Origin of the sequence: Acinetobacter lwoffii (assembly GCF_024129115.1) — a bacterium.
Lineage (GTDB): Bacteria > Pseudomonadota > Gammaproteobacteria > Pseudomonadales > Moraxellaceae > Acinetobacter > Acinetobacter lwoffii_T.
This window is the reverse complement of record NZ_JAMXXO010000001.1, coordinates 156,146-182,083: the sequence shown is the minus strand read 5'-3', so window position 1 is coordinate 182,083 and position 25,938 is coordinate 156,146. Positions and strand designations below refer to the sequence as shown.

The 25,938-nt window shown below is 40.9% G+C and carries 27 protein-coding genes and 2 pseudogenes; 20 read left to right on the top strand and 9 right to left on the bottom strand.

The genetic code is table 11. From position 1 onward, the window contains the following. Positions 1-83: 83 nt before the first annotated feature. From NI470_RS00875 to NI470_RS00840, 8 genes are all read left to right on the top strand, one after another. A complete protein-coding gene (locus tag NI470_RS00875; RefSeq protein ID WP_253147583.1) occupies positions 84-1,091 on the top strand; it encodes a sulfate ABC transporter substrate-binding protein in 1,008 nt (335 codons plus the stop codon). Between the two features lie 177 nt (positions 1,092-1,268). Further along, positions 1,269-2,282, top strand: a complete 1,014-nt coding sequence (locus NI470_RS00870) for a sulfate ABC transporter substrate-binding protein (protein WP_253147584.1) — start codon at positions 1,269-1,271, stop codon at positions 2,280-2,282. Between the two features lie 32 nt (positions 2,283-2,314). Beyond that, positions 2,315-2,920 (top strand): RBBP9/YdeN family alpha/beta hydrolase, encoded by a 606-nt coding sequence (locus NI470_RS00865; protein WP_224215564.1) that lies wholly within the window; start codon positions 2,315-2,317, stop codon positions 2,918-2,920. Between the two features lie 85 nt (positions 2,921-3,005). Further along, on the top strand, positions 3,006-3,839 hold the full coding sequence (gene cysT / locus NI470_RS00860) for a sulfate ABC transporter permease subunit CysT (RefSeq protein ID WP_004279076.1): 834 nt from the start codon (positions 3,006-3,008) through the stop codon (positions 3,837-3,839). Then, positions 3,836-4,729 carry a sulfate ABC transporter permease subunit CysW gene (gene cysW, locus NI470_RS00855; RefSeq protein WP_004279077.1) on the top strand — a complete coding sequence of 298 codons (894 nt, stop codon included), beginning with the start codon at positions 3,836-3,838 and terminating at the stop codon, positions 4,727-4,729. The genes cysT and cysW overlap by 4 nt, the downstream gene beginning before the upstream one ends. A gap of 11 nt (positions 4,730-4,740) precedes the next feature. Beyond that, positions 4,741-5,802 (top strand): sulfate/molybdate ABC transporter ATP-binding protein, encoded by a 1,062-nt coding sequence (locus NI470_RS00850; RefSeq protein ID WP_253147585.1) that lies wholly within the window; start codon positions 4,741-4,743, stop codon positions 5,800-5,802. Between the two features lie 53 nt (positions 5,803-5,855). After that, a complete protein-coding gene (locus tag NI470_RS00845) occupies positions 5,856-6,779 on the top strand; it encodes a CysB family HTH-type transcriptional regulator (protein WP_253147586.1) in 924 nt (307 codons plus the stop codon). 94 nt (positions 6,780-6,873) lie between these two features. Continuing rightward, on the top strand, positions 6,874-8,103 hold the full coding sequence (locus NI470_RS00840; protein ID WP_253147587.1) for an OmpP1/FadL family transporter: 1,230 nt from the start codon (positions 6,874-6,876) through the stop codon (positions 8,101-8,103). Positions 8,104-8,160: 57 nt separating this feature from the next. On the opposite strand, the gene carO is transcribed toward NI470_RS00840, so the two are convergent. After that, positions 8,161-8,898: an ornithine uptake porin CarO gene (gene carO / locus NI470_RS00835; protein WP_253147588.1), complete on the bottom strand. Its 738-nt coding sequence runs from the start codon at positions 8,896-8,898 to the stop codon at positions 8,161-8,163. A 319-nt stretch (positions 8,899-9,217) separates the two neighbouring features. Here carO and dapD point away from each other — a divergent pair, with 319 nt between their 5' ends. From dapD to NI470_RS00810, 5 genes are all read left to right on the top strand, one after another. Then, the gene (dapD, locus tag NI470_RS00830) at positions 9,218-10,039 is read left to right on the top strand and encodes a 2,3,4,5-tetrahydropyridine-2,6-dicarboxylate N-succinyltransferase (protein WP_253147589.1); all 822 of its coding nucleotides are present in this window, start codon (positions 9,218-9,220) and stop codon (positions 10,037-10,039) included. Between the two features lie 131 nt (positions 10,040-10,170). Beyond that, positions 10,171-10,881, top strand: a complete 711-nt coding sequence (gene queE / locus NI470_RS00825) for a 7-carboxy-7-deazaguanine synthase QueE (RefSeq protein ID WP_253147590.1) — start codon at positions 10,171-10,173, stop codon at positions 10,879-10,881. A gap of 35 nt (positions 10,882-10,916) precedes the next feature. Continuing rightward, complete coding sequence (gene queC / locus NI470_RS00820) at positions 10,917-11,585, top strand: 7-cyano-7-deazaguanine synthase QueC (protein WP_004731688.1); 669 nt, start codon at positions 10,917-10,919, stop codon at positions 11,583-11,585. Between the two features lie 16 nt (positions 11,586-11,601). Continuing rightward, entirely contained in the window at positions 11,602-12,015 is a 414-nt protein-coding gene (locus tag NI470_RS00815; protein WP_004645640.1) for a hypothetical protein, read from the top strand. Between the two features lie 81 nt (positions 12,016-12,096). Next, positions 12,097-12,555, top strand: a complete 459-nt coding sequence (locus NI470_RS00810) for a peroxiredoxin (RefSeq protein WP_253147591.1) — start codon at positions 12,097-12,099, stop codon at positions 12,553-12,555. An 87-nt stretch (positions 12,556-12,642) separates the two neighbouring features. On the opposite strand, the gene NI470_RS00805 is transcribed toward NI470_RS00810, so the two are convergent. Further along, entirely contained in the window at positions 12,643-13,206 is a 564-nt protein-coding gene (locus NI470_RS00805; RefSeq protein ID WP_253147592.1) for a YceI family protein, read from the bottom strand. Between the two features lie 408 nt (positions 13,207-13,614). After that, positions 13,615-14,220, bottom strand: coding sequence for a LysE/ArgO family amino acid transporter (locus NI470_RS00800; RefSeq protein WP_253147593.1), 606 nt, complete (start codon positions 14,218-14,220; stop codon positions 13,615-13,617). Between the two features lie 104 nt (positions 14,221-14,324). On the opposite strand from NI470_RS00800, the gene NI470_RS00795 reads away from it, so the two are divergent. Further along, entirely contained in the window at positions 14,325-15,230 is a 906-nt protein-coding gene (locus tag NI470_RS00795) for a LysR family transcriptional regulator ArgP (RefSeq protein ID WP_004645644.1), read from the top strand. Between the two features lie 5 nt (positions 15,231-15,235). Here the strand turns inward: NI470_RS00795 and NI470_RS00790 are convergent, their stop codons facing one another. Then, the gene (locus tag NI470_RS00790; RefSeq protein WP_253147594.1) at positions 15,236-15,805 is read right to left on the bottom strand and encodes a nicotinate-nicotinamide nucleotide adenylyltransferase; all 570 of its coding nucleotides are present in this window, start codon (positions 15,803-15,805) and stop codon (positions 15,236-15,238) included. A 103-nt stretch (positions 15,806-15,908) separates the two neighbouring features. Here NI470_RS00790 and NI470_RS00785 point away from each other — a divergent pair, with 103 nt between their 5' ends. The 5 genes from NI470_RS00785 to NI470_RS00765 all read left to right on the top strand — a co-directional run bounded on the left by NI470_RS00785 (position 15,909) and on the right by NI470_RS00765 (position 19,848). Next, positions 15,909-16,709, top strand: a complete 801-nt coding sequence (locus NI470_RS00785; protein ID WP_004731699.1) for an enoyl-CoA hydratase-related protein — start codon at positions 15,909-15,911, stop codon at positions 16,707-16,709. A gap of 71 nt (positions 16,710-16,780) precedes the next feature. Then, the gene (locus tag NI470_RS00780) at positions 16,781-17,575 is read left to right on the top strand and encodes a nitroreductase family protein (protein ID WP_253147595.1); all 795 of its coding nucleotides are present in this window, start codon (positions 16,781-16,783) and stop codon (positions 17,573-17,575) included. A 956-nt stretch (positions 17,576-18,531) separates the two neighbouring features. Beyond that, positions 18,532-19,002 (top strand): MarR family winged helix-turn-helix transcriptional regulator, encoded by a 471-nt coding sequence (locus NI470_RS00775; RefSeq protein ID WP_085064150.1) that lies wholly within the window; start codon positions 18,532-18,534, stop codon positions 19,000-19,002. Between the two features lie 265 nt (positions 19,003-19,267). Beyond that, positions 19,268-19,618 carry a hypothetical protein gene (locus tag NI470_RS00770; RefSeq protein WP_253147596.1) on the top strand — a complete coding sequence of 117 codons (351 nt, stop codon included), beginning with the start codon at positions 19,268-19,270 and terminating at the stop codon, positions 19,616-19,618. Beyond that, positions 19,618-19,848 carry a hypothetical protein gene (locus NI470_RS00765; protein WP_253147597.1) on the top strand — a complete coding sequence of 77 codons (231 nt, stop codon included), beginning with the start codon at positions 19,618-19,620 and terminating at the stop codon, positions 19,846-19,848. The genes NI470_RS00770 and NI470_RS00765 overlap by 1 nt, the downstream gene beginning before the upstream one ends. A gap of 82 nt (positions 19,849-19,930) precedes the next feature. Here NI470_RS00765 and NI470_RS00760 read toward each other — a convergent pair. The 3 genes and pseudogenes from NI470_RS00760 to NI470_RS15745 all read right to left on the bottom strand — a co-directional run bounded on the left by NI470_RS00760 (position 19,931) and on the right by NI470_RS15745 (position 22,742). Further along, positions 19,931-21,393: pseudogene (locus NI470_RS00760) on the bottom strand (carotenoid oxygenase family protein). Between the two features lie 132 nt (positions 21,394-21,525). Next, complete coding sequence (locus NI470_RS00750) at positions 21,526-21,843, bottom strand: YqfO family protein (protein WP_005247560.1); 318 nt, start codon at positions 21,841-21,843, stop codon at positions 21,526-21,528. A gap of 17 nt (positions 21,844-21,860) precedes the next feature. Next, positions 21,861-22,742 (bottom strand): annotated as a pseudogene (locus NI470_RS15745) (LysR family transcriptional regulator). 170 nt (positions 22,743-22,912) lie between these two features. Between NI470_RS15745 and NI470_RS00735 the strand changes: the two are divergent. Then, on the top strand, positions 22,913-24,655 hold the full coding sequence (locus NI470_RS00735) for an FAD-dependent monooxygenase (protein WP_253147600.1): 1,743 nt from the start codon (positions 22,913-22,915) through the stop codon (positions 24,653-24,655). A 42-nt stretch (positions 24,656-24,697) separates the two neighbouring features. Here the strand turns inward: NI470_RS00735 and NI470_RS15740 are convergent, their stop codons facing one another. Beyond that, positions 24,698-24,823, bottom strand: a complete 126-nt coding sequence (locus tag NI470_RS15740; RefSeq protein WP_004645654.1) for a KGW motif small protein — start codon at positions 24,821-24,823, stop codon at positions 24,698-24,700. A 286-nt stretch (positions 24,824-25,109) separates the two neighbouring features. Further along, complete coding sequence (locus NI470_RS00725) at positions 25,110-25,853, bottom strand: abortive infection family protein (RefSeq protein WP_005097594.1); 744 nt, start codon at positions 25,851-25,853, stop codon at positions 25,110-25,112. Positions 25,854-25,938 lie beyond the last annotated feature (85 nt).

The following is a 25,938-nucleotide window of genomic DNA, read 5'->3' as shown; positions in this document are numbered from 1 at the left end:
ATTCTTTTTTAATTATTTTTTATGCAAAAAAACTCAAGCTATTCTTGCCTCATCTAACAAAAGCTAAAAAACTTGAGGAAAAAATGAGCATTCGTAAATTAAAAATTGGGGTATTGGCAGCACTGGTATCAGCAAGCGCTTTTAGTGTCTCTGCAAAAGATTTCCTAAACGTTTCATATGACCCGACTCGTGAATTATATGACAATTTCAATAAGGAATTCAGCGCATACTGGAAAAAAACCACCGGTCAGGATATTAACTATAAACAGTCACATGGCGGTTCAGGCAAACAGGCACGTGCCGTGATTGACGGACTGGATGCCGATGTTGTAACACTGGCACTGGCAGCAGATATTGATGAAATTGCAGAACGTGGTTTGCTGCCTAAAGACTGGCAAAAGAAATTCCCGCAGAATTCGACACCCTATACTTCAACCATCGTTTTTCTTGTACGTAAAGGCAATCCAAAAGGAATCAAAGACTGGGGAGATCTGGTTAAACAAGGCGTAGACATTATTACCCCGAACCCAAAAACTTCAGGTGGTGCACGCTGGAATTATCTGGCTGCCTGGGCGTGGGCCAAACACCAGAAAGGTGGCAATGATGCCAAAGCACAAGACTTTGTCCGTCAAATCTACAAACAAACCAAAGTACTGGATTCGGGTGCGCGTGGTGCCACCACCACTTTTGCTGAGCGCGGCATTGGGGATGTATTACTCGCTTGGGAAAATGAAGCGCATTTAGCTGTCCGCGAACAGCCGGGAAAATTTGAAATCATTACCCCTTCTCTGTCTATTCTGGCTGAACCACCGGTGGCGATTGTAGAAAAGAATGCCAAGAAAGATGGTAATGAACATCTGGCCAAAGCCTATCTGAATTATCTGTATTCACCTGCTGGGCAAACTGTGGCTGCGAAAAACTTTTACCGTCCACGTAATGCGAATGTCTTGAAGCAGTACAGCAGTGTATTTAAATCCTTAAAACTGGTGACCATTGATAAGGAGTTTGGCGGCTGGAGCAAGGTGCAGAAACAGCATTTTGACAATGGCGGTGTGTTTGATCAGATTGTCAAAGCCAATCATGCGAAATAATGCGTTAAATGCAATTAATCATGGCCTTTATTCATAAGGCCATTCTTATTTCAAGCACTTAAGCGTTTATTTATCTCTTTTTTTCATATTAAATTCATTTTTAATTATTTTTTACGCATAAAGAATACGTTTATTCTGCCTCCTATGTTACAAAACGTATAAGAGATTGAGGATCATATGAGCATTTCAAACACATTAAAACTTGGGGTTTTAGCTGCTGTTATCTCGGCAACTTCCTTTGCTGCTGCAGCACGTGATTTTCTCAATGTATCCTACGATCCCACCCGTGAACTGTATGAAGATGTCAATAAAAACTTTGGCAAATACTGGGAAAGCCGGACTGGTCAAAAAATCAATTTCAAACAATCACATGGCGGTTCAGGCAAGCAGGCTCGTGCCGTGATTGATGGTCTGGATGCTGATGTAGTCACGTTGGCACTGGCGGCGGATATTGATGTACTGGCAGAAAAAGCCAAACTGTTACCTGCAGACTGGCAGAAGAAATTGCCGCAAAACTCAACCCCATATACCTCAACTATCGTATTCCTGGTGCGTAAAGGCAATCCTAAAGGGATTAAGGACTGGAGTGATCTGGTCAAACCGGGCGTAGCAATCATTACCCCAAACCCGAAAACTTCAGGCGGTGCACGCTGGAATTATCTGGCGGCTTGGGCTTGGGCCAAACATCAGGCGGGCGGTAATGATAAGACTGCGCAAGAATTTGTCCGTAAAATTTATAAAAATACCAAAGTTCTGGATTCTGGGGCACGTGGTTCAACCACGACTTTTGCTGAACGTGGCATCGGGGATGTTTTACTGGCTTGGGAAAATGAGGCGCATTTAGCCCTTCGTGAACAGCCGGGCAAATTTGAAATTATTACCCCTTCTCTATCTATTCTGGCTGAGCCACCGGTGGCGATTGTAGAAAAAAATGCCAAGAAAAAAGGCAACCAGTACTTGGCTCAAGGTTATTTGAACTTCCTGTATTCGCCATTGGGTCAAGACTTGGCAGGCAAACATTATTATCGTCCACGTAATGCCAAAGTACTGGCCAAATACAGCCAAGTATTTAAGCCATTAAAACTGGTGACGATTGATCAGGAATTTGGCGGCTGGAACAAAGTACAAAAAGCCCACTTTGAAAATGGTGGTGTGTTTGACCAGATCGTCAAAGCCAACAGTGCGAAATAACTATTCAGGCTGATTGATACAGGAGCATAAACATGATTCATACGCTTATCGTTCCCGGTGTAGGTGGCAGTGAATACAACCACTGGCAAACCTGCTTACAGCACCGGCTGATGCGATGCTCCCGTGTTCAGCAAAAGGACTGGAATCATCCGGTACTGGATATCTGGGTGGCAGAATTTGTCAAAACCCTGCAAGCCATTCCAGCAGAAGTTCAGATTGTTGCGCATAGCTTTGGCTGTCTGACGAGTATTGCGGCTCTTGCCCGACATCCGGAACTCAATGCAAAAGTAAAAAATCTGCTATTGGTGGCACCGGCTAATCCGGCACGGTTTGGGGAAAATGGTTTTGCGCGCGACAGTCAGACTGACTACAGCACCTATTTTCAACAGCTCAAGCTTCAGGTGTCCACCACGTTATTGATCAGTGAAAATGATCCCTGGTTAAGTTTTGAAGATGCGCACATACTGGCCCAAGCTTGGAAAATCAAACCGATCAATCTGGGCGCAGTCGGTCATGTCAATGTCGCTTCTGGTTTTGGCCCTTTTCCTGAAATTGAACAATATCTGATTTCAGAAAACCCTATGCGCCATATCAGCAAAGTTGATGAGAGCAAGTATTATTTTAAATTTGCATTTTAGTCGCTGCAAACTATGCTTGTGCCAAATTTATTTTCTAATTTCGCTGGTTATTTTTAATCAGCATTCTCTCTTTTGAGGAGTAATCATGTCGCAGCGATCCCGAGTGCTGCCAGGATTTGGTCTTTCTCTAGGCTTTACCCTAGCGTATTTGTCATTAATCGTTTTGATCCCGCTGTCAGCTGTTTTTATTAAATCACTGGGCATTGGTTGGGATGGCTTATGGGAAATCCTGAGCTCTGAACGTATCTTGAAATCATTGCAGTTAAGCTTCACCGCAGCCATTGTCGCTGCACTGGTCAATGTAGTATTTGGCCTGTTACTGGCGTGGTGTCTGGTACGTTACAGCTTTCCGGGCAAACGTATTGTCGATGCTCTGGTAGATTTGCCTTTTGCTTTGCCAACCGCAGTTGCGGGTATTGCCCTCACCTCTTTATATGCACCGACCGGCTGGATTGGTCAATATTTAGAACCGATTGGGATTCAAGTCGCTTATACCCCGATTGGTATTACACTGGCATTGATCTTTATTGGTCTGCCTTTTGTCGTGCGTACCGTTCAGCCAGTCCTCAGCGATCTGGAAACTGAACTGGAAGAAGCGGCTTCTGCATTGGGTGCCAACCGTTTTCAGATTGTGACCAAAGTGATTTTTCCAATTCTGCTGCCTGCACTGATCACTGGTTTTGCTTTGGCCTTTGCCCGTGGTGTCGGTGAATATGGTTCAGTCATCTTTATTGCCGGTAACCAGCCTTTTGAAACGGAAATTGCACCGTTAATGATTATTTCTCGTTTAGAAGAATATGATTATGCTGGTGCAACAACGATTGCTGTCGTCATGCTACTGATTTCCTTCGTGATGCTATTCCTGATTAACTTATTACAGGCATGGGCCAGCCGTCGTACCGGGAGAACTGCGCGATGAGTTTAAATACCAACAGCAATGCGCTGGCTGAAAAGCTGCAATCCCGCGATGCAACCCGCGAGCCGACCTGGGTACGTTATACCCTGCTCACGATTGCGCTGATTTTCTTTTTGAGCTGCTTGATTCTGCCCTTGATTCTGGTTTTTGTTGAAGCATTTAAACAAGGGGTTGGTGTTTATACCCAAGCGCTGGTGCATCCGGATACCTTGTCAGCCGTGAAACTTACCTTGCTGACTGCTGCAATCGCAGTACCGCTTAACGTCGTATTTGGTGTTGCGGCAGCCTGGTCTGTGGCGAAGTTCAACTTTCCGGGGAAATCATTCCTGACCACCATTATTGATCTCCCTTTCTCGGTTTCACCTGTGATCGCGGGTATGATGCTGGTGCTGATTTTCGGTACCCAAGGCTGGATGGGTTCTTGGCTGATGGATCACGATATCAAGATCCTTTATGCAGTGCCTGCGATTGTCCTAGCGACTATCTTTATTACGGTACCTTTTGTTGCGCGTGAGCTAATTCCGTTAATGGAAGCACAAGGAACCGAAGAAGAAGAAGCTGCGATTGTACTCGGTGCATCTGGCTGGCAGACTTTCTGGAAAGTGACCCTGCCCAATATCAAATGGGGTCTGATCTATGGCGTGATTCTGTGTAATGCGCGGGCCATGGGTGAATTTGGTGCGGTGTCGGTGGTTTCCGGCCATATCCGTGGTGAAACCAATACCTTACCGCTACACGTCGAAATTCTTTATAACGAATATACCTTTAGTGCTGCGTTTGCCGTGTCTTCGCTTCTGGCTCTCCTCGCAATCGTGACCCTGATTTTAAAAACATGGGTGGAACTGCGCCAGGAAAAACAAGACAAACGTAATGAAGATTCAACAGTTTCTTAAGGAATGCCCACATGAGTATTCAAGTACAAAATATTGAAAAACACTTTGGTGCATTCCATGCACTGAAAAACATTTCGCTGGATTTCCCGGACGGTCAGTTAGTCGCACTTCTTGGTCCATCAGGCTGTGGTAAAACCACTTTGCTACGGATTATTGCCGGTCTGGAATCTGCAGATGGCGGTCAAGTGATTCTTGAGGGCGAAGATGCCACCAATGTGCATGTCCGTGAGCGTGAAGTTGGCTTTGTATTCCAGCACTATGCCCTGTTCCGCCATATGACGGTATTTGACAATATTGCCTTTGGTCTGCGTGTTCGTCCACGTAAAACCCGTCCATCGGAAGCGGAAATTAAAAAACGTGTGACGCGTTTACTCGACTTGGTTCAGCTTGGTTTCCTGGCTGACCGATATCCAGCCCAACTTTCTGGTGGTCAGCGTCAGCGTATTGCCTTGGCACGTGCTTTGGCCGTTGAACCGCGTGTATTATTACTGGATGAACCTTTCGGTGCACTGGATGCCAAAGTCCGTAAAGAACTACGTCGCTGGTTACGCACCTTGCATGATGAACTGCATATTACATCGATCTTTGTAACCCATGATCAGGAAGAAGCACTCGAAGTTGCGGATCAAATCGTGGTGATGAACAAAGGTAATGTAGAGCAAATCGGTTCACCGCGTGAAGTCTATGAAACCCCGAAAACTCCATTTGTATTCGACTTTTTGGGTCAGGCGAACCGTTTTGAAGGTCAGAACCATGGCGGCATCATCCAACTCGGCGAAGACCGCATTCAATTTGAGGGTGCAAAAAATGCCGCTCAAGGTGAAGTAATTTTATTCGCACGTCCAGATGAGTTACGCATACATGCACAGCCACACGACAATGCCATTCAGGCGACCTTCATTCGTGAATTATGGATCGCGGGTAAAGTAGTTGCTGAGCTAAATGACCGTCAAGGCAATCTGATTGAAATTTTACTGACGCCTGATGAAGCGAGAGCGCATCAATTCCGCCCAAATCAAACTGTTTGGTTAAGTGCGGTGAATTTGCATTTATTTGAAAACCAGGTCGCTTAAGATCAAAAGATGGGGCTTTAAAATGCCCCATCCTCTTCTAGGGTAAGAGAATTATGAATTTCCAACAATTAAGAATTATACGAGAAACGGTTAGACAAAACTTTAATTTAACTGAAGCTTCTGCTGCGCTTTATACTTCACAGTCCGGGGTAAGTAAGCATATTAAAGATCTGGAAGATGAACTGGGGGTGCAGTTATTTATCCGTAAAGGTAAACGTCTACTGGGCTTAACCGAACCAGGTCAGGCACTTTTAGGCATTGTGGAACGCATGCTGGTCGATGCCGACAATATCAAACGTCTGGCCGATGATTTCAATAAAGTCGATGAAGGCACATTGACGATTGCCACGACGCATACCCAGGCGCGTTATGTGTTGCCACCAATTGTCAGCCAATTCAAAAAAGAATTCCCTAAAGTACATTTAATTTTGCAACAGGCCAGCCCGGTTGAAATCACGGAAATGCTGCTGCAAGGTCAAGCCGATATCGGTATTGCGACCGAAGCACTCACCACTGAAGATAATCTGGCCAGCGTACCTTATTATAACTGGCAGCATAGTATTATTACTCCACAGAATCATCCATTAGCAAGTAAGGAACACGTGCTCATCGAAGATTTGGCGCATTACCCGATTATCACTTATCACGGTGGCTTTACCGGTCGTTCCAAGATTGATACCGCCTTTGAAGAAGCTGGTTTTGATGTGGATATCGTGATGTCCGCACTTGATGCCGATGTCATCAAGACCTATGTAGAAATGAATATGGGCGTCGGCATTGTCAACGATGTAGCTTATGACCCAGAGCGTGATTACCGCTTAAAGCAGATTAAAACCGATATTTTCGGCGTAAATACCACCTGGATTGCAGTACGTAAAGGTCATTTACTGCGTGGTTATGGCTACGAGTTTATTTCACTCTGCTCCCCAGATGCGGATATTAAAGCGCTGAAAAAAGTGGCTTATCCAGACGAATAAATTGCACTATTTTAAGTTTTTAATCAAAGAGGCTACACCGCCTCTTTTTTTATTTTTTGAGTAGATAAAAAGTACAAATATCAAGCATAATCACGTGCATAATAAATTGAATTATACCAAGATGATCAATAATAAATTTGCTCTTTTCTCCATGAGCTTGTTTTTCTCTGGGTCAGGTTATGCAGCAGCGTTTGAACAATCTAACCAAAGCATCCAATCGTTTTTTGAAAAAAATCATTATGCTGAAGTTTCACTGGCTTGGGTTCGCCCTGATATCAGCGGTCAGGTACAACATACCAAAGAGCTGCAACAATTAGGCATCACCGATTTTTCAACAGGAAATCTTGCCCATAACCAATTGATCTCCAATGCAGCATTAAAATTCCAGTTGAATCCTCAAGTGTCGTGGGGACTGATTTACGATCAACCTTATTCTATAGATATCGCTTATCGTTATGATCCTGTTTTTGCAGGTGCAGCACTTCAAATTGAGGCTGCTACCATTCAATTTGAGAGCCATAATTTGACCTCATTAATTGGCTTTCAACCAAACGATGACTGGAATTTTTATACAGGGCTAAGTTATCAGAGTTTAGAAGGAAATTTATATTTAGCTGGGCAGACATTTTATGTATTCAATGGTTATCGGGCCACATTTGAACGAGATCCCGCTTGGGGCTGGCTTGCAGGAATCAGTTATCAAATTCCAGAATATTTTTTTAGAACCGCACTGACCTATCGTTCTGCAATCACTCATCACAATAAAACCACTGAATCGATTGTTGTAGGTACGAATCCAGCACCTTATACAGAAATTCAAACTCCACAGTCTGTGAACTTGGATTTTCAGACAGCTTTAACTGATCAAAATGCGCTCTATGGCACGCTGCGTTGGTCGAACTGGCAAAATTTCGTGATCCAGCCGCCTAAATTTGGCGCTGTAATTGACTATGCGGCCTTACAGTTTCCGGAAGTAAAACCTTTCAGAATGATTGATTATCGTGAGGATCAATGGTCTGGCAAAATCGGACTTGCCCATCAATGGCCTTCTTTTGGCATAAATTCCATCGAACTCTTATGGGATTCTGGTACAGGAAATCCGGCTTCAACCTTGAATCCGAGTGATGGCTATTGGGGCATCGGACTAGGTCATCTTTATAAGATTCAAGAAATCTGGGATATTGCTACAGGACTATATTATTTAAAGTTTCAAAAACCTGAAATTTCCTCATCCGCACCTATTACGCCACAGATTGCAGGTTTATCTGCAGTTTCTGATAACAGTGCCTGGATCCTAGGTTTTAAACTGGGCTATCACTTTTAAAATTATTCTAAAAAACAAAAAACGAGCCGAAGCTCGTTTTTTTTATGAGACTAAAACTTAGAAGCGGAAGCTTACACCCAGTTTAGCCACTGGTAGCCATTCGTATTCATTGTCATCACGGATATTACGTTCTTCACGTTCCACTTGATCATTAAAATCCGCGATTACACCTGTTTCAAGTGGATTACTTGTTGCTGCACCAGTTGCCGTTAAGTTAACAGTAGGATTGCCATTATAATAGGCACCGATTTCACCAAATACACCCCAACGATTGGTGATCGCCGGAGAAAAACCAATCCCTACATAAGGTGCGATATTATTTTTGTAAGATAATTTACCATTAATTCTTGCATCTCCTACGGCGGTAAAATCAACACCATTTACAGAAAAATCTTCACCACCGGCAATTCGACGATCTAATTCATAATCATTATCCACATATGCTACACCAGCTGCCATATAGAACCAGTTCGCCCAAGGACGAATCTCAGCGTTTAAATAGGTCAGGTTATTGTCCATATCCAGGTCATATTTAGAACCATTGATTGACAAGTCATCAGACCAAGAGATGTCACCACCATTATAACCTAAAGTCACACCAACATATGGGTTCACGTTCCATGAAAGTGCACCACCATAACCGGTAGTACCGACTTCAGCACGAACAGCTGCAGGTTTAAAGAAAGAGAATTCAGCAACGCCTTCATCTGTTACGATTGTTTCATCAGCAGCCATCGCAGAACCCGCTGCTAGAGCTAAGACTGATACTGCTAAAATATTATGTAAAGATTTCATTATTTCTCTCCTCAAAAGAACTTATTTTGATCATTAGTTATTCGTGATAGGCTCAATATAAAGGACTTAAAAAATATTTTTTATTCACATTTTGCTCATCTTTTGTTATTTTTTGATACAAATTAATTTTTCTTGTTGAGAACCAAGTGTTTTCTAACACTTCTCCTACATTTCAACATAATGAAAAAGTACACTTATCACTTTAATAATTTCACGCTTTCTACACTTCTGGTTATTTTTCATCTATTTTTAGTGCTTTCAACTATTTTTCCTGCAATATAGTGTAAAATCTAGAAAATTTTTTTCTGGAAGGAAGATCATGTCGCAGCTTTCAACAATCATTGAACAAGCGTTTGAAGACCGTGCGAATTTTACAGCTGCAGATTGCTCTGCTGAAATTCGTCAAGCAGTAGAGGAAGTAATTGCTGGTCTAGACAATGGTACTTTACGTGTTGCTGAAAAAATCGATGGTGAATGGGTTGTTCATCAATGGATTAAAAAAGCGGTATTGTTATCATTTAAATTAAACGACAACAAACCAATGGAAGCTTGTGATCTTCGTTTCTATGACAAAGTAGAGACTAAATTCTCAGGTTGGACTGAAGAACAATTCAAGGCTGCTGGTGTACGTGTCGTACCACCTGCTGTCGCACGTAAAGGTTCTTTCCAGGCCAAAGGCGTGATCTTGATGCCTTCTTATGTCAACATCGGTGCTTATGTAGATGAAGGCACGATGGTTGATACTTGGGCAACTGTAGGTTCATGTGCACAAATTGGTAAAAATGTCCACTTGTCAGGTGGTGTAGGTATTGGTGGTGTGCTTGAACCGCTTCAAGCGAATCCAACCATTATTGAAGATAACTGCTTTATCGGTGCACGTTCTGAAATCGTGGAAGGCGTAATCGTTGAAGAAGGTTCTGTGATTTCAATGGGTGTATTCATTGGTCAATCAACCAAGATTTATGACCGTTCCACCGGCGAAATCCACTACGGCCGTGTACCAGCAGGTTCAGTCGTTGTTGCTGGTAGCCTCCCTTCTAAGTGTGGCACTTACAGCCTGTATGCTGCCATCATCGTGAAAAAAGTTGATGCACAAACTCGTTCTAAAACAAGTCTGAACGATCTATTACGTGAAGACTAAGATGTCTTAACTTAGAGGACACATTTGTGTTCCTCGGAGCTTCAACTGCTCCTCGTCTCTACGATTAGTAATAATCGTAGGGATTTTTATTTTTATACCCGGTTATTTATTTCTCATTGGTTAGTTTTGTTATGAATACGCTTCGATCTTCCGCAATTCCTGTCTCTGATCCGTCTGCGGGTTTACGCATTACGGAGATTTTCTATTCATTGCAAGGTGAAGCCAATGCCGCAGGACTACCAACGGTATTTATCCGTTTAACCGGTTGTCCATTACGTTGTAGCTATTGTGATACCACCTATTCCTTTGAAGGCGGTGAGCGTCAGTCTCTGGACGATATTATCCAGACCACGCTTGATTTTAAAACCCCTTATGTCTGTGTGACCGGTGGTGAACCACTGGCGCAGCCCAATGCCCTACCCCTGATGCAGCGACTGGCAGATTTAGGATGCGAAGTTTCACTTGAAACTAGTGGCGCTTTAGATGTGTCCAAAGTGGATTCACGTGTTTCCAAAGTCCTCGATTTAAAAACACCAACTTCAGGTGAAGTTGCACGGAATTTGCTTTCTAATCTCGATCATTTAACTGCACATGATCAAATCAAGTTTGTGATATGCAATCGTGAAGATTATGAATGGTCAAAGCAGCAGTTAGAACTGTACCAACTTCAAGACAAAGTGAGTACAGTTTGGTTTTCGCCTGCATTTGCGGTTGAAAAAGGTGCGGTTCGTTTACCACCACTGGCAAGTGATTTGGCTCAGTGGATTTTAGAAGACCATCTCCCTGTTCGTTTCCAGTTACAGCTACACAAGTTGTTATGGAATGATGAAACTGGTCGTTAATTTTTTGTAAAGTATTTTTTTTGGAGAATCAGCTTATGCGCCCTCGTGCCATTGTCCTGTTATCTGGCGGATTAGACTCAACAACATGTCTGGCTTGGGCGCAGGCACGCTATGAATGTATCGCACTCAGTTTTCGATATGGTCAGCGTTCAACGACCGAGCTGGATGCAGCAAAAGCTTTAACGCAACGTGCGGGTGTGGAACATAGAGTGATCAATATTGATCTGGGTAATCTGGGTGGCTCAGCCCTTACCGATCATAGTATTGAGGTGCCCGACCATGAACAGGCTGGCATTCCGATTACCTATGTTCCGGCACGTAATACTATCTTCTTGTCTTACGCCTTAGCAGCAGCTGAAGTGTTCGAAGCTGAAGCGATTGTCATCGGAATTAATGCGGTTGATTACTCCGGTTATCCGGATTGCCGTCCGGAATTTATCGAGGCATTTGCCAACATGGCACGCCTTGCAACCAAGGTTGGCGTAGAGGGTCAGGCGCTCAAATTTGAAACACCTTTGTTACATTTATCCAAAGCAAATATCATTCGCTTAGGTATTGAACATGGCGTAGACTACAGTCAAACGGTGTCATGCTATCAAGCAGATGACCAAGGACGTGCCTGTGGCAAATGCGACAGTTGTCGTTTACGTAAACAGGGTTTTGCGGACGCAGGTGTTGAAGACCCGACACGTTATATACCGTAATAACAAGGTAGAGTTTATGAAGAATTTAAAATCAAGCATCGTGCTTTCAGCAATTGTTTCAGCTGCTGCTATGTTCGCAACTACGGCTCAAGCGGCTGATGACAAATTACAACAAGCTTATAAAAGCACCAATGTAAAATCTGCATTGATCAATGTTTGTAAAAATGAAACTGGCAAAAGCAAAAAATTGACATCTGCTGAAGTCAGCAAATATTGTGGTTGTGCTATTGAAGCAGATGGCAAATTAACCAATGCACAAAAATGGGAAATTCAAAGCACTATTAACCAGAAGAAAAGCCCAGGCACTTTAGCTTTTGTACAGAAGCAGAATAAAGATCTTCAAGCATGCTTTGGTCCACAGTTAACAGGCAAACTGAAAACTTTGACTGAAGAAGCAATGAAATCAGCTCAAGCGGCACCAAAGAAATAAGATCTGCTTATTCTTTGATAAAATAAGCCACTATAGTGTGGCTTATTTTTTTAAAAAAATTTAAAGAAAACAGGAGTTTTTATGTCTGAAATTAGTTTGCTTGACCAGAATTTTCCTGCGACGACAGGCGAAATCAATTTAACCCAGTTGAATACAGAATGGCTGGTGATTTATTTTTATCCTAAAGATTCTACGCCAGGCTGTACCACTCAGGCAGTTGGCTTTTCCTGTTTAAAAGATCAGTTTGATGCTTTAAACACCACAATTCTTGGCGTATCCCGTGATTCGGTAAAAGCGCATCAGAACTTTACTGAAAAGCAGAATTTGAGTATCAATCTGATCAGCGATAAAGAAGAAATTTTGTGTCATCATTTTGATGTGATTAAAGAAAAGAACATGTATGGCAAACGAGTGATGGGCATTGAGCGTTCGACTTTCATTTTCCATAATGGTCAACTGGTGAAAGAATACCGTAAAGTGAAAGCAGCCGGTCATGCTGAGCAAGTGCTGGAAGATTTAAAAGCTTTGCAAGCTGCTTAATTGCATGCTTACCGTATAGACAAAAGCTCGAACCATTCGAGCTTTTTTTACAATAACGTTCATATCATCAAGTATTTTATATCTACCCTAGTTCATTGCACACTGGCCTGATAGATGAAGATTCACTTTATCCCCTACGCCGGCAATTCCTTTTTTCATACCAAAATCCCTACGGTTAATCACGGCAGATGCCTGAACATCAAGCAGGTTGGCATTCGACATACTGGGTTTAAAGGTTGTTTCAAAAATCACAGGCTTGGTCACACCACGCAGGGTTAAATGACCTAAAACATTGTATTTGCCATTGCCCAAGTCTTTAAACTGGATACTTTTAAAAATTACAGTCTTGTATTTTTCTACATAAAACAGGTCTTCGCCCAAAATCATATGTTTAAATAGCGGCTTACTAAAGCTTAAACTTTCCACATCCATGACCAGATGGGTTGAGGCATTTTGCGGTGCTTTAGCGTCAAACTGCATCGTGGATTGAACCTGATTGAACTTGGCTTTAACCACAGTCATTCCCATTGACTTGATCTCAAAACCGACATCACTTTTGGGAGTTAAGGTCCATGATCTTGCAAAAGACTGACTGGTCAAAGCTAAACAGATCGCCAAGCTAAGGAGCCCAGTTTTTATTGTTGTTTTCAATTTTAAATCCACCTTGTTTAATTTCTTATTGATCGGATTTAAGTACACGGCTTAATCTGAAACTAAACTTTCTTGTTTTTGAGCGAACAGGTTTTCGTTATTTTTATACCAGTTTATTGAAGTTTTTGTAAAATCATTCATGACTAACGGACAAAATGCTTGTGCTGGTTTTTCTCTTATAAGTGGCCCTGCTAGGCTAACAGGAGACTTGCGCCATCTTATAAAATTCTGATTTTATGAATTTTTTATACCAAACAGATCGTTTATTTTAAGCTCAATATATACTGAAATATCCATGTGCTCACAGTAATGAAAAGAGTTGTTTTCTGCGCTGACCATTCTCGATACCTATCTAAAATGACACACTTAGACAACTCTTAACCGATCTATCCACTTTCGTAGCCTGAATCAAATACTGAGGATTAATGACACTGCGACGCCCCACATTGTACAAGCAATGATGGCATCCAGTATTTTCCATGCTTTTGGATGTTGAAACCAAGGCGTCAGTATCTTTGCACCATATCCCAAACTAAAGAAGAAAAACCAGGAAGCACAGACAGCACCTAAAGCAAACCACCATTTTCCTAAGGCGTATTGGGTTGAAATTGATCCAATCAATATGACTGTGTCTAAGTAAACATGCGGATTCAGCCAAGTAAAAGTCAGGCAGATCATCAGTACTTGTAGAAAATGTTCTGTTAGCTGATCACTTGGTGCCAAAACCTCCGTTGATTTAAATGCGCTGATCGCATGGTGTAAACCATAATAAAACAGGAATCCTGCACCAATATATTTAGAAAATATAACAATATCCGGATAATGTTCAATGACACGCGCAAAGCCCAGTACGCCAAGCAGAATTAAAATGGAATCAGACAAAGCACAAATCACACAGACCCAGAACACATGCTGCTGTTTTAAACCTTGTTTTAATACAAAAGCATTCTGTGCACCGATACTGACAATCAGGCTCATTCCCACAGCAAAACCACTCACCATATAACTAAACATCACATTCCCCTTTTTTTGAATAAATGAATTATTCAACAAAATGAGTGCGATTAATTAAAACTAAGTTAATATCAATTTAACTAAATTATTTTTAGATAACAGCTATGCTGAATGCGAAACAATGTGAGGCTTTTTATGCAGTTGCAAAAACGGGAAGTTTCGATCTGGCTGCCGAACAGCTAAATATTACCGCCTCGGCAGTGACCCTACGTGTTCAAAGTCTGGAAAAAAAATTGGGACAATTGCTTTTGGTGAGAGATCGGCCTTGCCGCGTGACCCAATCAGGACAAACTTTATTGCATTATTTACAGCATCAACGTTTGCTAGAACAGAATCTGATGCAGGATTTGGGTGGACAGCTGCAACATGAAGGTTTCTACTGCCTGAATATTGCCACCAATGCTGATTCACTCGCGACCTGGCTATTACCAACCTTACAAACCCAGCTGATCCAGCATAAAATTGTGCTGCATTTTCAGGTAGATGATCAATCACAGACTCATCATCTGTTAGAAGCAGGTCTCGTCAATGCCTGTTTGAGTACAGAGAGTAAGGCAATGAAAGGTTGCCGGGCTGAGTTGATCGGACAGATGCAGTATCGTCTGGTCGCCACCCCTGACTTTTCCCGAAACTGGTTTCATCAAGGGGTACATCGGGATGCGCTACGCCTTGCCCCTGCCATTATTTTTAATGAAAAAGACCAACTCCATACCCAATTTATTCAGCACGAATTTGGCCTGAACCTTGCTCAATATCCTCATTTCTTTATTCCATCGACCCATGCATTTTTTGATGCGATTGTCATGGGTCTAGGATATGGCTGGCTGCCGGACTATCAAACCAGGGATTTGCTGGAGTCAGGTCGACTGCTTGAACTTTCAAGTGAGATGCGAATTGAAGTACCCTTGTATTGGCATCACTGGAAAGAACAGTCGTCTGCCCTGGAAATTTTAGGCGAATGTTTGAAACAGCATGCTCAAACTACCATGAATCAACCCATAACAACCTGATACTTTTAAACTAGATTGGTTTTATCATTCTGGGCAAATTTTTCACTGAGTTGCTGATAGGTCGTGGTTTTTTGGAAATTCTCTAGAAAATCAATTGTGCCTTGTGGAAATTTATCCCGTTGAATTTCGCCACGATAATAAGCTTCACGCATCGGCGTGGCGGATAAGGCATCTTCAAGACTGTCAAGTTCGACCATTTCCCATTCTGGAAAAAACTTTAAATAATAAGAAGAATCATCTTTAAAATGCCCGATCAGTCCGATTTTAGCATCCGGTTCAATAACCTGATTCACCAGCGATTTCACCAGTTTTTGCCATTTTTCATCATTATAAACATCTATGACTTCTACAAATTTGATCCGAGCCCGATTTTCTGGACTAAAATTTGACAGGATCATGGCTTCACGCTCCGAAGCCAAAAATGGATTCTTGATATTACGTTCATTTTGTGCAGAACCAAGAGCCAAAATCACATTCTGACTGTGCTGCAGGGCAATGTTAATGGTTTGCATGTGTGCCAGATGAAAAGGCTGAAAACGGCCAATGAAAACCAGATAATCAAATGTATAGTTCATAAGGGATCAGTTTTTTATGACTCATGAGTTGTGCTGCCCCAATAAATATGCGACATAATCATTCCCATAAAATCAAATTAAGTTTTAAAGCAAGGATAGTACGATGACACTGAGCTGTATTCAACAACCTCATGAGCATTTGAATGCGAATTTAGAACATGGTGTACTCACTTTGGCCATCAATCGCCCGGAAGCGAAAAATGCGTTATATAGCGAACTTTATCTCTGGATTGCGAAAGCTTTAGATGAAGCAGATCAGGCGCCTGAAGTTCGTGTGGTCGTTTTACGTGGTCAGGATGCAGACTTTAGTGCGGGCAATGATATGCAGGATTTTATGAAATCTGCTGCGAAGAAAGGTCAGGCACCCGCCGCTGAAGGCCCACCGTTTGTTTTACTGAAATCTGCTGCAAAATTTTCCAAGCCATTGATTGCAGCCGTGCGTGGTGTTGCAATCGGCATTGGCGTGACGATCTTACTGCATTGTGATCTGGTCTATAGTGACAATACCGCCCTGTTCCAGATTCCATTTGTCAGTCTGGGTCTATCGCCTGAAGGTGCTTCAAGCAAGCTGTTGATTCAGCAAGCGGGTTATCATAAAGCGGCCGAATTATTGCTGACTGCGCAAAAATTCAATAGCGAAAAAGCACTCGACGCAGGTCTGGTGAATAGCATTGAAGAAGATGTTTATACTAAAGCAGCAGCACAAGCTGCCCAGCTCTCTGCCCTGCCATTGGCATCACTGGTGCAATCTAAAGCCTTGATGAAACATAATGTGAATGAAATTGTGGAATGGATTGACCATGAAGCAGAAATTTTCATGCAGCGTGTTGGCTCGCCAGAAATGCTGGAAGCGGTTCAAGCCTTTATGCAAAAACGTAAACCTGATTTCACACAATTCAACTAATTTTCAAACTTATGAGTTCAATGAGGTGGTTTAGACTGCCTCAATCTTTTATTTTTCCAAGAATCTGAAGTATGCCAAATCAAAACTCCGAAACCTCTTCCCAAACAACAGATAGCTCAAATCCAGAAAAGAAACGTTATTACGAACCTGCACCTCAAGATATAGATGTCGATAATTTTCGTAAAGTGATTGAAAGCCGACGTTCAGTGCGTAAGTTTACCAAAAAGCCTATTCCCGTTGAAGTTCTGGATGCCTGTCTAGATCTGGCATTGTTGGCCCCGAATTCGTCGAACTTGCAGCCTTGGACTTTTTATGTGGTACAAAACCTAGGCAAGAAAAAACGTCTGGTCAAAGCCTGTATGAGTCAACTGGCAGCCAAAACAGCTTCTGAGCTAATTGTCTGTATCGCACGTACCGACCGTATCGATGAAATGGCGAAACGTAATGTGAATGAATTTCCATTTCCTGAAGCACCGCCCGCGATTAAGAAATACTATAAATATATTCCTTACAACTATAAGACTGGTTATCTGAATGCTTTCGGTAACTTTAAGAAAGTGGCTTTCAAAGTTGCCCGTACATTGGATAAACAAATGCCAGTATCTGCTTTCAGTCCGGCTGATGCGAAACTGTGGGCGACCAAAACGACGGCGCTCGCTTGTGAAAATCTGGTCTTAGCTTTACGTGCTTATGGTTTTGACAGCTGTATGATGGAAGGTTTTGATGAGCCGATGGTTCGTGAAATTCTGAAATTAAATGATGAACAGTATCCAGTCATGGTAATTGGTGCGGGTGAACGTGCTGAAGATGGCGTGTTCTTCCCACAGTACCGTTTTGATCGTGAGCTGTTTATTCAGAAGGTTTAAGCTTCTCATCTTAGAAATTAAATAGCTTAAATCTGGTATATCTCTTGTGACATGGATGTCACATCATTCACTCTTTATTCGTTAAAAACTATATAAGATAAATCTTAACGGAAATTTCATATTTTTTATTAGTGCCCTTTCATAAGTTATTTTTTACTCAGGTGCAAATTTTAGATGCCAGAAATTAAATCTTAGATTGAGTCTTTTCCCATTATTTGGCTAGTGCTCAGTAAATATTTTTAAAGCTTCCACACTACCCAAAATATGTACAATTCCGATTCTTCTTCCATTAATTTTTTGATTATAAGTTTTGAATTCAAGATCCAATTTAGTGATTTCTCTAGTTAAATTTCTTTTTAATCGAAAATTAAGCCGAGCTAAAAAGTTTAAAAAATTTTTACACAATCACACAAAATGTCTATTGTGGAATTTAAAAGATAGTTTATTTTTCTTCTATTTTTTATGAAGCTATTTTTTATACTTTAAAAGTATAAAAAAATTAAATATTAATATAAAACAATATCTTAATCTATTTTAAAAAGACTTATAAAACTATTTTAAGCTTACTGAATTAAAGTCAAGGTAAAAAGAAAGATGAATTTTCCGAAATAAAAAAATGCTAACCGGAACAAATATTTAAGTATTTCTTAATTGAAAATGGTATTTTTTGTGATAGATCATTTAATCATTAAGATGATTTAATCAGTTCGCATAATAACAATAGATAAATAAAAAAAAATGTGACTGAAATTTTGGCTCTCTAGTTCTTTTATAAAAAGAGGCTCGAAGAAGCAAAAAAGAATTAGAGGGTTCATCTTAAACAGAAGTTAAATAGGAGGTGAAGACGTACTGAAGATAAGATTCATAACCTTGTAACAGGATAGCAAATATTTTGAAATAAAATGCATTTTTTTAAACAAATTAAAAAGACCCTAACATATAGAAGAGTTGAGGCCATGACAAAAAAGTACAGTAAATTTTTATCCATTCCTACAGATTTTAATTTAGAAGATTCACCCTATCATTGGATTAGTCAAGTACATACCCAATATGTGCAAAATGTTGACTATGCCTTAAAGAAATACGGTTTAGACAATTCTCGCAGACGTATTTTGCTAGCATTAAAATTTAAAAATAGAGCGAGTATTTCTGATTTATCTGACATGTTGATCTATAAGATGTCCACTACCACTAAAATCATCTATCGCCTGAAAGATGAGGGATTAGTACATACTTATTCCTGTGAGGATGATGCACGAATTACCCGAGTATTATTAACCGAAAAAGGTCAGCAAATGATTAAAAAGATTAATGATCTTAGTGTTGTTGTACTAGAGCAATCTTTCGACGGTTTAACACCGTTGCAAATTGAAAAAATGCTACATAGTCTTAAGCATATTTTCCGCAATCTGGCTCCTTCGCATTAATTGAATCAAAGGTAAATTAAAGTATATAAAAATTGAGTTAAAATCAGGGGAAATTATATTTTTTTAAATTTCAGGACTTAATATTATAATAATTAGCATAAAAGATATCTATTCAAAAATAATAGATATCTTTTATAATTAAAAAATAATCATCTATTTAATTCAAATTATAAATCATTTTAACTGGATAAAAACCAATTACGAAATGGTACTTACCTTTAAATCAGAAAATTGAGTTAAAAGAAAAAATGAAAAAATATTAACAATGAGTAGTTTATTTATTTTAAATGGTTGTCAAGTAACAGCACCAACTATGAAAAATAGAATTAGCTTTGAAATGGATAATCAATATTGGCCAATCCATAGCATAGTTTACAAAAATAACTGGCCTGAATGTGGCAATTTATCAGGAACACCAGATGCTATAAAAAAGCAAAAATATATTACGACCTATAGTAGCTGCAAGGTTTCCCCTGAAGGTTATGTACCTGAACAAATTATTATTGAATATGCGCCTTGGTTAACTTATGAAGAGCAAATAAAAAAGGATATGGCGTTCCTGAAGAACTACGTTATGCTGGTGGAGAAGAGGCAGAAGAAAAAAGACTCGCTATAATGGCAGCGCAACAGGAAGGTGTAGCAAAAATCCCAGCCACAGCATGGAACCGTATTGTACTCACTCCTCCTCAAGAAGTAGAAAAATATAAGTACCAAGTTCCTGAAGGTAAAGGCAACCGTAGTCGAGGCAAAGACATTCATTACCTCATTTCCCTGAATCCCGATGGTAGCTACGACATAAAAACCAAATTGTATTGGGTCTCAAAATATCAAGAATTCTGGAATTGAATTTCAATTGTAAGCCTATGATAAAGCCCGCTTGATTTCAGGTAGACTTCTGCTTATATAGCTATCTGTAAACAACTCAAGCTCATATTGTTCTCAATTTCCGATAATCAATCCAGTTACAATGAAACCCGACGGGTACACGTATTGGTAAATGAATGGTTGTAATCGGCCCTTCAGCCATATGCTGTGCATCCAGAATCACCACTTTGGATGGGCGTCCATCTAAAGCATGAACATAAGACATCAGCCAGCCATCATTTTCAGCTTGAGCACCTTCCCGTGCGACGAATATCACCTCTCCTGTTACCCAGTTTTCTCCAAAAGAATAGCTTTCTGAATTGCCAGTTTCCACATCATGGCTCAAAAGAGTATTGCTGCTGACATGAGAAGGATCATCAAACTCGCCAAAGGAAATAGTGTAGACATAGCGATAAGGCCGACCTGTATAAGCTTCATTAATCCGTGGGAATTCCTGTTTCATCTCGGATAATATCGTCCGAACCACTTTTCCAGTACCGTGTTCAAAAATGAATCGTTCTAGCCGAATATCCTGATCTTCAATCGGTCCCTGAATCGAACTGACCAATGCTTTGGAGTGCACCACCGCATCCATAACCACATCACCAGAATCCAGCTCATAAGCATTCACGGTATGAAAAATAAAACAGGGATCAATCTCATACCAGCGAATATCAATTGCTTTACCGCCAAAAGGCAATATACCAATGCGTGCCTGCCGTTTTGGATTCCATTGATATGGCAACATTGAACCCTTTAATGCACTGCGTACAGAAAAGTTCACATTCAGATCCAGAATCAGCACCTGAGATTTGGTAATGGCACAATCATGAATCATCGGACCATGTTTCACTGGAATGTCGACATGATGTTTCAACTTACCTTTTGAATCTATCTGCAAATAAAAAACTTTGTTCTGACTTAAAGCATCATAACAAATCGCATGAATATCGCCCGTTTCAGGATCAATATGCGGATGGGCAGTAAATGGAAAATCCTGATCATCTTCAAATAAATGATGTCGTTTTGACTCCAGTGCAGCATTCAACTCAACTGGATATGCACCCGCTTCTACCAGTGCCCAGATTTTTCCGGCAAAGTGGATGACATTGGTATTGACTGCATCCGCGATACCTCGCGTTTTACCGGGAATTTGTGGTCGATGAAGTTTTTTCTGCACACTGGCAGAACCGATATAACTGCTTTTATACCAATGTGCCTCACCACCCTTCAGTCTGAGCGCATGCAACATGCCATCGCCCGTAAACCAGTGATAGTTGCGTGGGTTTTTGACTGTAATAGGATTTGGACCAATCCGCATTAATGCACCATCCAGTTCTGCAGGAATCTGCCCTTCAACCTTTAAATCTGTGGAAAAGGTTCCTGCCGCTCTGGTGCAAATATACCTTCCAGATAGGGATTATCTGGCGAATATGGAATGCGCTGATGCAGGATTTCTGTACCGTACTGGATAGATTTACTGAGGGTATTCTTAAGCGCACTGTTCAGCGGTTTTGGCCACGGCATTGTTATTTTCCTTATTATATTTTTTCTTTGGATTATTCTGGAAGAAATGATAATAACAAAAGCAGGTCGGCTGGTTTCTGAATCTAGATTAACGGCGCGCTAAGTTAAACGCGCCGCAGCAGAGTATCAATTTTAGACTTTGATATCCAGAAGCTGAATAAACTCAAAAGCTGGCTCTTCATAAGGATGACTTTCTTTCAGCACCTTGGCCACATCGACTGCCTTTTCATCAGGCACCAGAATTTCTACCCGCCATTCTTCCACCTGTTCCAATTTTCCCACTTCACCAATATGAGGATCTGCACCTTCTTGCGGTTTAAACTGCCCAGTTCCTAAAACTTGCCAGGCGCAGTCCGTATACTCACCAATACCACCCGCTCCTGCTGCAAATATCGCATTCTTAGTGTCTTCCAGATTTTCATCCGGCACGTAATAAATCAGCTTTAACATATATTCCTTCCTGAAATTCAGTTACTTGTCGTATTGTTAAGCGCTTGGGTAATCATCTTCAATGCAGGATTTTGGGAATTCTTGTTAAATGTTGCATACAAGCCCAGTTTTGGCAGTGCCTGATCAGTCTGGATAATTTTTACATGCTCATTCAAAAAACGCAGTAAATATTCGGGCGCAAAACTAAAGCCCATTCCCATATTGGTCAGATTGATGTGTTGCAAGACATTGGTCACCCACAACGGCTGTTCATGTTCGAGTTGATCAATGCAGAGCAGTTTATCCAGCTTCTCATAAAATACGGGCGAAGCATTCTGCTCGCACATAATCATATTGTGATTTTTCAGTTCCTGTAATTTCAGGATTCGATCTGTAGGATGTAAATGCTGAGCGGCAACCAGATAAATTTGCTCGGTTAATAAATGAATATTCTCAAAATCTGGATGGTCCAGATGAAAGCGGGTAATACATCAATCCAGTTCAGCATTTTTTAGCCGCTGAATCTGTTCCATACAGGTCAGGCTATGCAGATGGATTTTTAAGTCCGGCATGGTTTTTTTAAGCTGGGCCAGAATCTGTGGCATCACTTTTATTTCTGCGACATTCAGGAAGCCAATGTGAATCTGGTTATTTTTCTGCTGCGCAACCTGACGCGCTGCTGCTACTGCCAGTTTGGCATTTTCCAGTGCTTTTTCGGCATAGATCTGAAAAGCCTGCCCTTCATCGGTGAGTTTGACCTTTCTGGATGAACGATCAAACAGCATGACGCCTACTTCCTGCTCCAGATCCTTAATTTGCTGGCTTAATGACGGCTGAGCGGTAAACAGTTTTTCGGCAGCCTTGGTAAAACTTTGTTGCTGCGCCACAGTAATAAAATAGCGTAAATGTCGAAGTTCCATAGCCTGCCCGGTTTCTGATCAGGTCAGCATCTTAAGATTATGACCCACGTATTGCAAATAAGAATAGGTCGATAGTTTATATGAATATCGCTATATCAACAGATCCTGTTTTACTAGACTGCCTGATTATATAGATAGCTTGTTCTTCACCTATACACATGGAGTCTTGTATGACACAACACTATGACACTGATGTTCTGATCATTGGTACCGGTCCTGCAGGTTCAACATTAGGTTTGGCTTTGGCGAATTATGGTATCAAGGTACAACTGTTTACCCAGTTTAGCTGGCTGGCCAATAGTCCACGTGCCCATATTACCAATCAGCGTGCCATGGAAGTATTACGTGATTTAGGTATTGAAGAACAGGTTAAAGAGATTGCAACACCATGGGAACAGATGGGTGAAAGCCTGATTACCACCAGTCTGGTCGGCGAAGAAATCGCCCGTTTAAGTGCATGGGGTACCGGTGATGAACGTCATGGTGACTATATCCAAGGCAGTCCATGTCCATTAGTCGATCTGATTCAGCCAAAAATGGAAGCTTTACTGGTGAAAAATGCCGGTGAACGTGGTGCAATTTATAACTTCAATACTGAATACCTGTCACATGTGCGAGATGAAGATGGCGTGACTGCGACCTTCCTGAATCGCATTACCAATACTGAATTTAGCTTAAGAGCAAAATATCTGGTGGGTATGGATGGTGCTAAATCTCGTGTATTGGAACAGCTTGATTTACCTCTTGAAGGTGTCATGGCACGTGCCGGTACAGTGTATGTGACCTTTAAAGCTGATTTGACTAAATATGTACAGCACCGTCCTGCGATTCTGCAATGGATCGTGAATCCTGAAGCCAGCTTTGGCGATCTCGGTATGGGATTGTTACGTGCCATTACGCCATGGAATGAATGGATCATGGGTTGGGGCTTTGACATTTCCAAAGGCGAACCACAAGTTACTGAAGAACAGGTCCGTGCCCGCCTGAATGCTTTTGTTGGTACTGAAGTCGAAGAAGTTGAAATCCAGAAATTATCGTACTGGTATGTGAACCAGACCTGGGCCACTGAATATTCTAAAGGTCGAGTGTTCTGTGGTGGTGATGCAGTACACCGTCATCCACCATCGAGTGGCCTAGGTTCAAATACCTGCATGCAGGATGCCTTTAATCTAGGCTGGAAACTGGCATACGCGGTAAAAGGCTGGGCTGCACCTTCCCTGCTGGATTCCTATACCACCGAGCGTGCACCGGTCGGCAAGCAGATTGTAGCGCGTGCGAACCAGTCACGTTTTGATTATAAATACCTGAAAGAAGTCTTTGGTTTTGATCAAGGTGTGACGACTCAGAAGCAAATGCTGGAACGTATCTTTGCGGAAGATGAGCAAGGTGCTGAAATCCGTCAAAAACTATTTGAAGCTTTGGAAATTAAAAACTTCGAATTTAATGCACAAGGTGTAGAACTGAACCAGCGATATAGCTCCAATACGGTGATTGCAGAATCCGAGCCTGAGATTTTTGAAAAAGATGAGCAGCTTTATTTACAGGCAACCACTCGCCCAGGCGCTAAAGTTCCGCATACTTGGCTGATCAATGCCAAAGGTCAAAAGCAGTCGACACTGGATATTACGGGTAAAGGTCGTTTTACCCTGCGCACAGGTTTATCCGGTAAAGGCTGGAAACAGGCGGCAGAAGCATTGGATTTGCCATATCTGGATGTGACTCAGATTGGTTCACGTGACTATCGTGATGTGTATGGAACCTGGAATGCCAAGTCTGAAATTCATGAATCTGGTGCAGTACTGGTTCGTCCGGATGGTTATGTGGCTTGGCGTTATCAGGACAGTACCAATAAAGCTTTTGATTATGAAAATACGTTAAAGGCGGTATTGAAGCAGGTTCAATTGGTTATTTAAATTATAAAGCCACCTTAATGGTGGCTTTCTTAAAGCTGATGATCAAGAACCCTGCAGCAAGTAACTACCCACAACGAACAATATTTGTAGTCCTACAACAATACAAAACAACATCCAGCCTTTCTGACGCATTGCCGCCTTATCCATTATTCTAAGTGTTTTAGCCATGTCATCACCTCATCTTTGAGAATTGATACTGAACCGATCTATTCCATCTTTCTTTTATAGTGCAATAAAGTTGTGCATAAAACATACCATAGCACTTTATATACAATATAAAAGCAAAATCTAAACCAACTCAGCAGGAAGAAAAAAAATTAAAAAATCAGAATGCTTAAAAAGCAAAAATCCACCAAATTGGTGGTTGAATAATCCTATGTTAGTGAATTTATTTTAATTTTTCCATACAGTAAAATTAAGATACTATTTAAAAACAATATTTATAATAAAAAATTCATTCACCTTGTTTTAATTTCCAAGATGAGAATAAAAACACGGACATTGTACCAGCCAAATTCACTGCTAATTCTGCATGTCTTGGAGAAGGTTTAAAGTTTATTTTACCTTGCCCATGAGCATCACCCACTTTATTTCTCAATGATCCTAAACCTTCAATGATGGAACTACATCCTCCGAGAATTTGTTTGAAAGTCTGCTCCGTATGTTGAGATGGAGCAAGGTTTAATTCTTTACTCACCAATCTATACAGTTGATTTATATCTGGAGCATTGCCATAACCGACTTCGTATTCATCAAGAATATATTTGCAGGTCGATTCTAAAAGTGTTCGAGCTAATGTAATCGCACCTTCAGGATCTGTACTTCTTCGCTCTAATGCTTTCTGCCATATTTGATGTATATAATCCGAGCTTAATTCAGCAATCTTCAACTGTACTACCTGATCCAATGGAGGAACATCTAGACTTTCTAATACATTAAAGAATTCTTTAAATTCCGAATAAATATAATTTTCACGTTCAGCGTAAGATTCAAAATCCCACTTAATCCTAGCTTCAAATTCATCTAATGTGCGTGTGTCTTTAATAAAAAATGGAATATATTCATAAAAGTTTTTAAATGTCAGTAACTCTTGTCTAAGCTGCATAAATGCCTCTGAAGAACCTTTTTCATAAGTATCAGTAGCTCTAGCTATTAGCAATTCTTGTAAAAGTAAAACTTTTTCAATTAAATCGGACATTTGAGGACTCTTTATTCATTTTTTAATCTTTTTCAATTCTATATCTAATCACCTATAAATCTATAATTTGCTTATTAAAAAAGCC

Bases quoted from the DNA above. Each gene is read 5' to 3' on its own strand.
- NI470_RS00875 (WP_253147583.1), top strand. From the start codon at position 84: ATGAGCATTCGTAAATTAAAAATTGGGGTATTGGCAGCACTGGTATCA.
- NI470_RS00870 (WP_253147584.1), top strand. From the start codon at position 1,269: ATGAGCATTTCAAACACATTAAAACTTGGGGTTTTAGCTGCTGTTATC.
- NI470_RS00865 (WP_224215564.1), top strand. From the start codon at position 2,315: ATGATTCATACGCTTATCGTTCCCGGTGTAGGTGGCAGTGAATACAAC.
- cysT (WP_004279076.1), top strand. From the start codon at position 3,006: ATGTCGCAGCGATCCCGAGTGCTGCCAGGATTTGGTCTTTCTCTAGGC.
- cysW (WP_004279077.1), top strand. From the start codon at position 3,836: ATGAGTTTAAATACCAACAGCAATGCGCTGGCTGAAAAGCTGCAATCC.
- NI470_RS00850 (WP_253147585.1), top strand. From the start codon at position 4,741: ATGAGTATTCAAGTACAAAATATTGAAAAACACTTTGGTGCATTCCAT.
- NI470_RS00845 (WP_253147586.1), top strand. From the start codon at position 5,856: ATGAATTTCCAACAATTAAGAATTATACGAGAAACGGTTAGACAAAAC.
- carO (WP_253147588.1), bottom strand. From the start codon at position 8,898: ATGAAATCTTTACATAATATTTTAGCAGTATCAGTCTTAGCTCTAGCA.
- dapD (WP_253147589.1), top strand. From the start codon at position 9,218: ATGTCGCAGCTTTCAACAATCATTGAACAAGCGTTTGAAGACCGTGCG.
- queE (WP_253147590.1), top strand. From the start codon at position 10,171: ATGAATACGCTTCGATCTTCCGCAATTCCTGTCTCTGATCCGTCTGCG.
- queC (WP_004731688.1), top strand. From the start codon at position 10,917: ATGCGCCCTCGTGCCATTGTCCTGTTATCTGGCGGATTAGACTCAACA.
- NI470_RS00815 (WP_004645640.1), top strand. From the start codon at position 11,602: ATGAAGAATTTAAAATCAAGCATCGTGCTTTCAGCAATTGTTTCAGCT.
- NI470_RS00810 (WP_253147591.1), top strand. From the start codon at position 12,097: ATGTCTGAAATTAGTTTGCTTGACCAGAATTTTCCTGCGACGACAGGC.
- NI470_RS00800 (WP_253147593.1), bottom strand. From the start codon at position 14,220: ATGTTTAGTTATATGGTGAGTGGTTTTGCTGTGGGAATGAGCCTGATT.
- NI470_RS00795 (WP_004645644.1), top strand. From the start codon at position 14,325: ATGCTGAATGCGAAACAATGTGAGGCTTTTTATGCAGTTGCAAAAACG.
- NI470_RS00790 (WP_253147594.1), bottom strand. From the start codon at position 15,805: ATGAACTATACATTTGATTATCTGGTTTTCATTGGCCGTTTTCAGCCT.
- NI470_RS00785 (WP_004731699.1), top strand. From the start codon at position 15,909: ATGACACTGAGCTGTATTCAACAACCTCATGAGCATTTGAATGCGAAT.
- NI470_RS00780 (WP_253147595.1), top strand. From the start codon at position 16,781: ATGCCAAATCAAAACTCCGAAACCTCTTCCCAAACAACAGATAGCTCA.
- NI470_RS00775 (WP_085064150.1), top strand. From the start codon at position 18,532: ATGACAAAAAAGTACAGTAAATTTTTATCCATTCCTACAGATTTTAAT.
- NI470_RS00770 (WP_253147596.1), top strand. From the start codon at position 19,268: ATGAGTAGTTTATTTATTTTAAATGGTTGTCAAGTAACAGCACCAACT.
- NI470_RS00765 (WP_253147597.1), top strand. From the start codon at position 19,618: ATGGCAGCGCAACAGGAAGGTGTAGCAAAAATCCCAGCCACAGCATGG.
- NI470_RS00750 (WP_005247560.1), bottom strand. From the start codon at position 21,843: ATGTTAAAGCTGATTTATTACGTGCCGGATGAAAATCTGGAAGACACT.
- NI470_RS00735 (WP_253147600.1), top strand. From the start codon at position 22,913: ATGACACAACACTATGACACTGATGTTCTGATCATTGGTACCGGTCCT.
- NI470_RS15740 (WP_004645654.1), bottom strand. From the start codon at position 24,823: ATGGCTAAAACACTTAGAATAATGGATAAGGCGGCAATGCGTCAGAAA.
- NI470_RS00725 (WP_005097594.1), bottom strand. From the start codon at position 25,853: ATGTCCGATTTAATTGAAAAAGTTTTACTTTTACAAGAATTGCTAATA.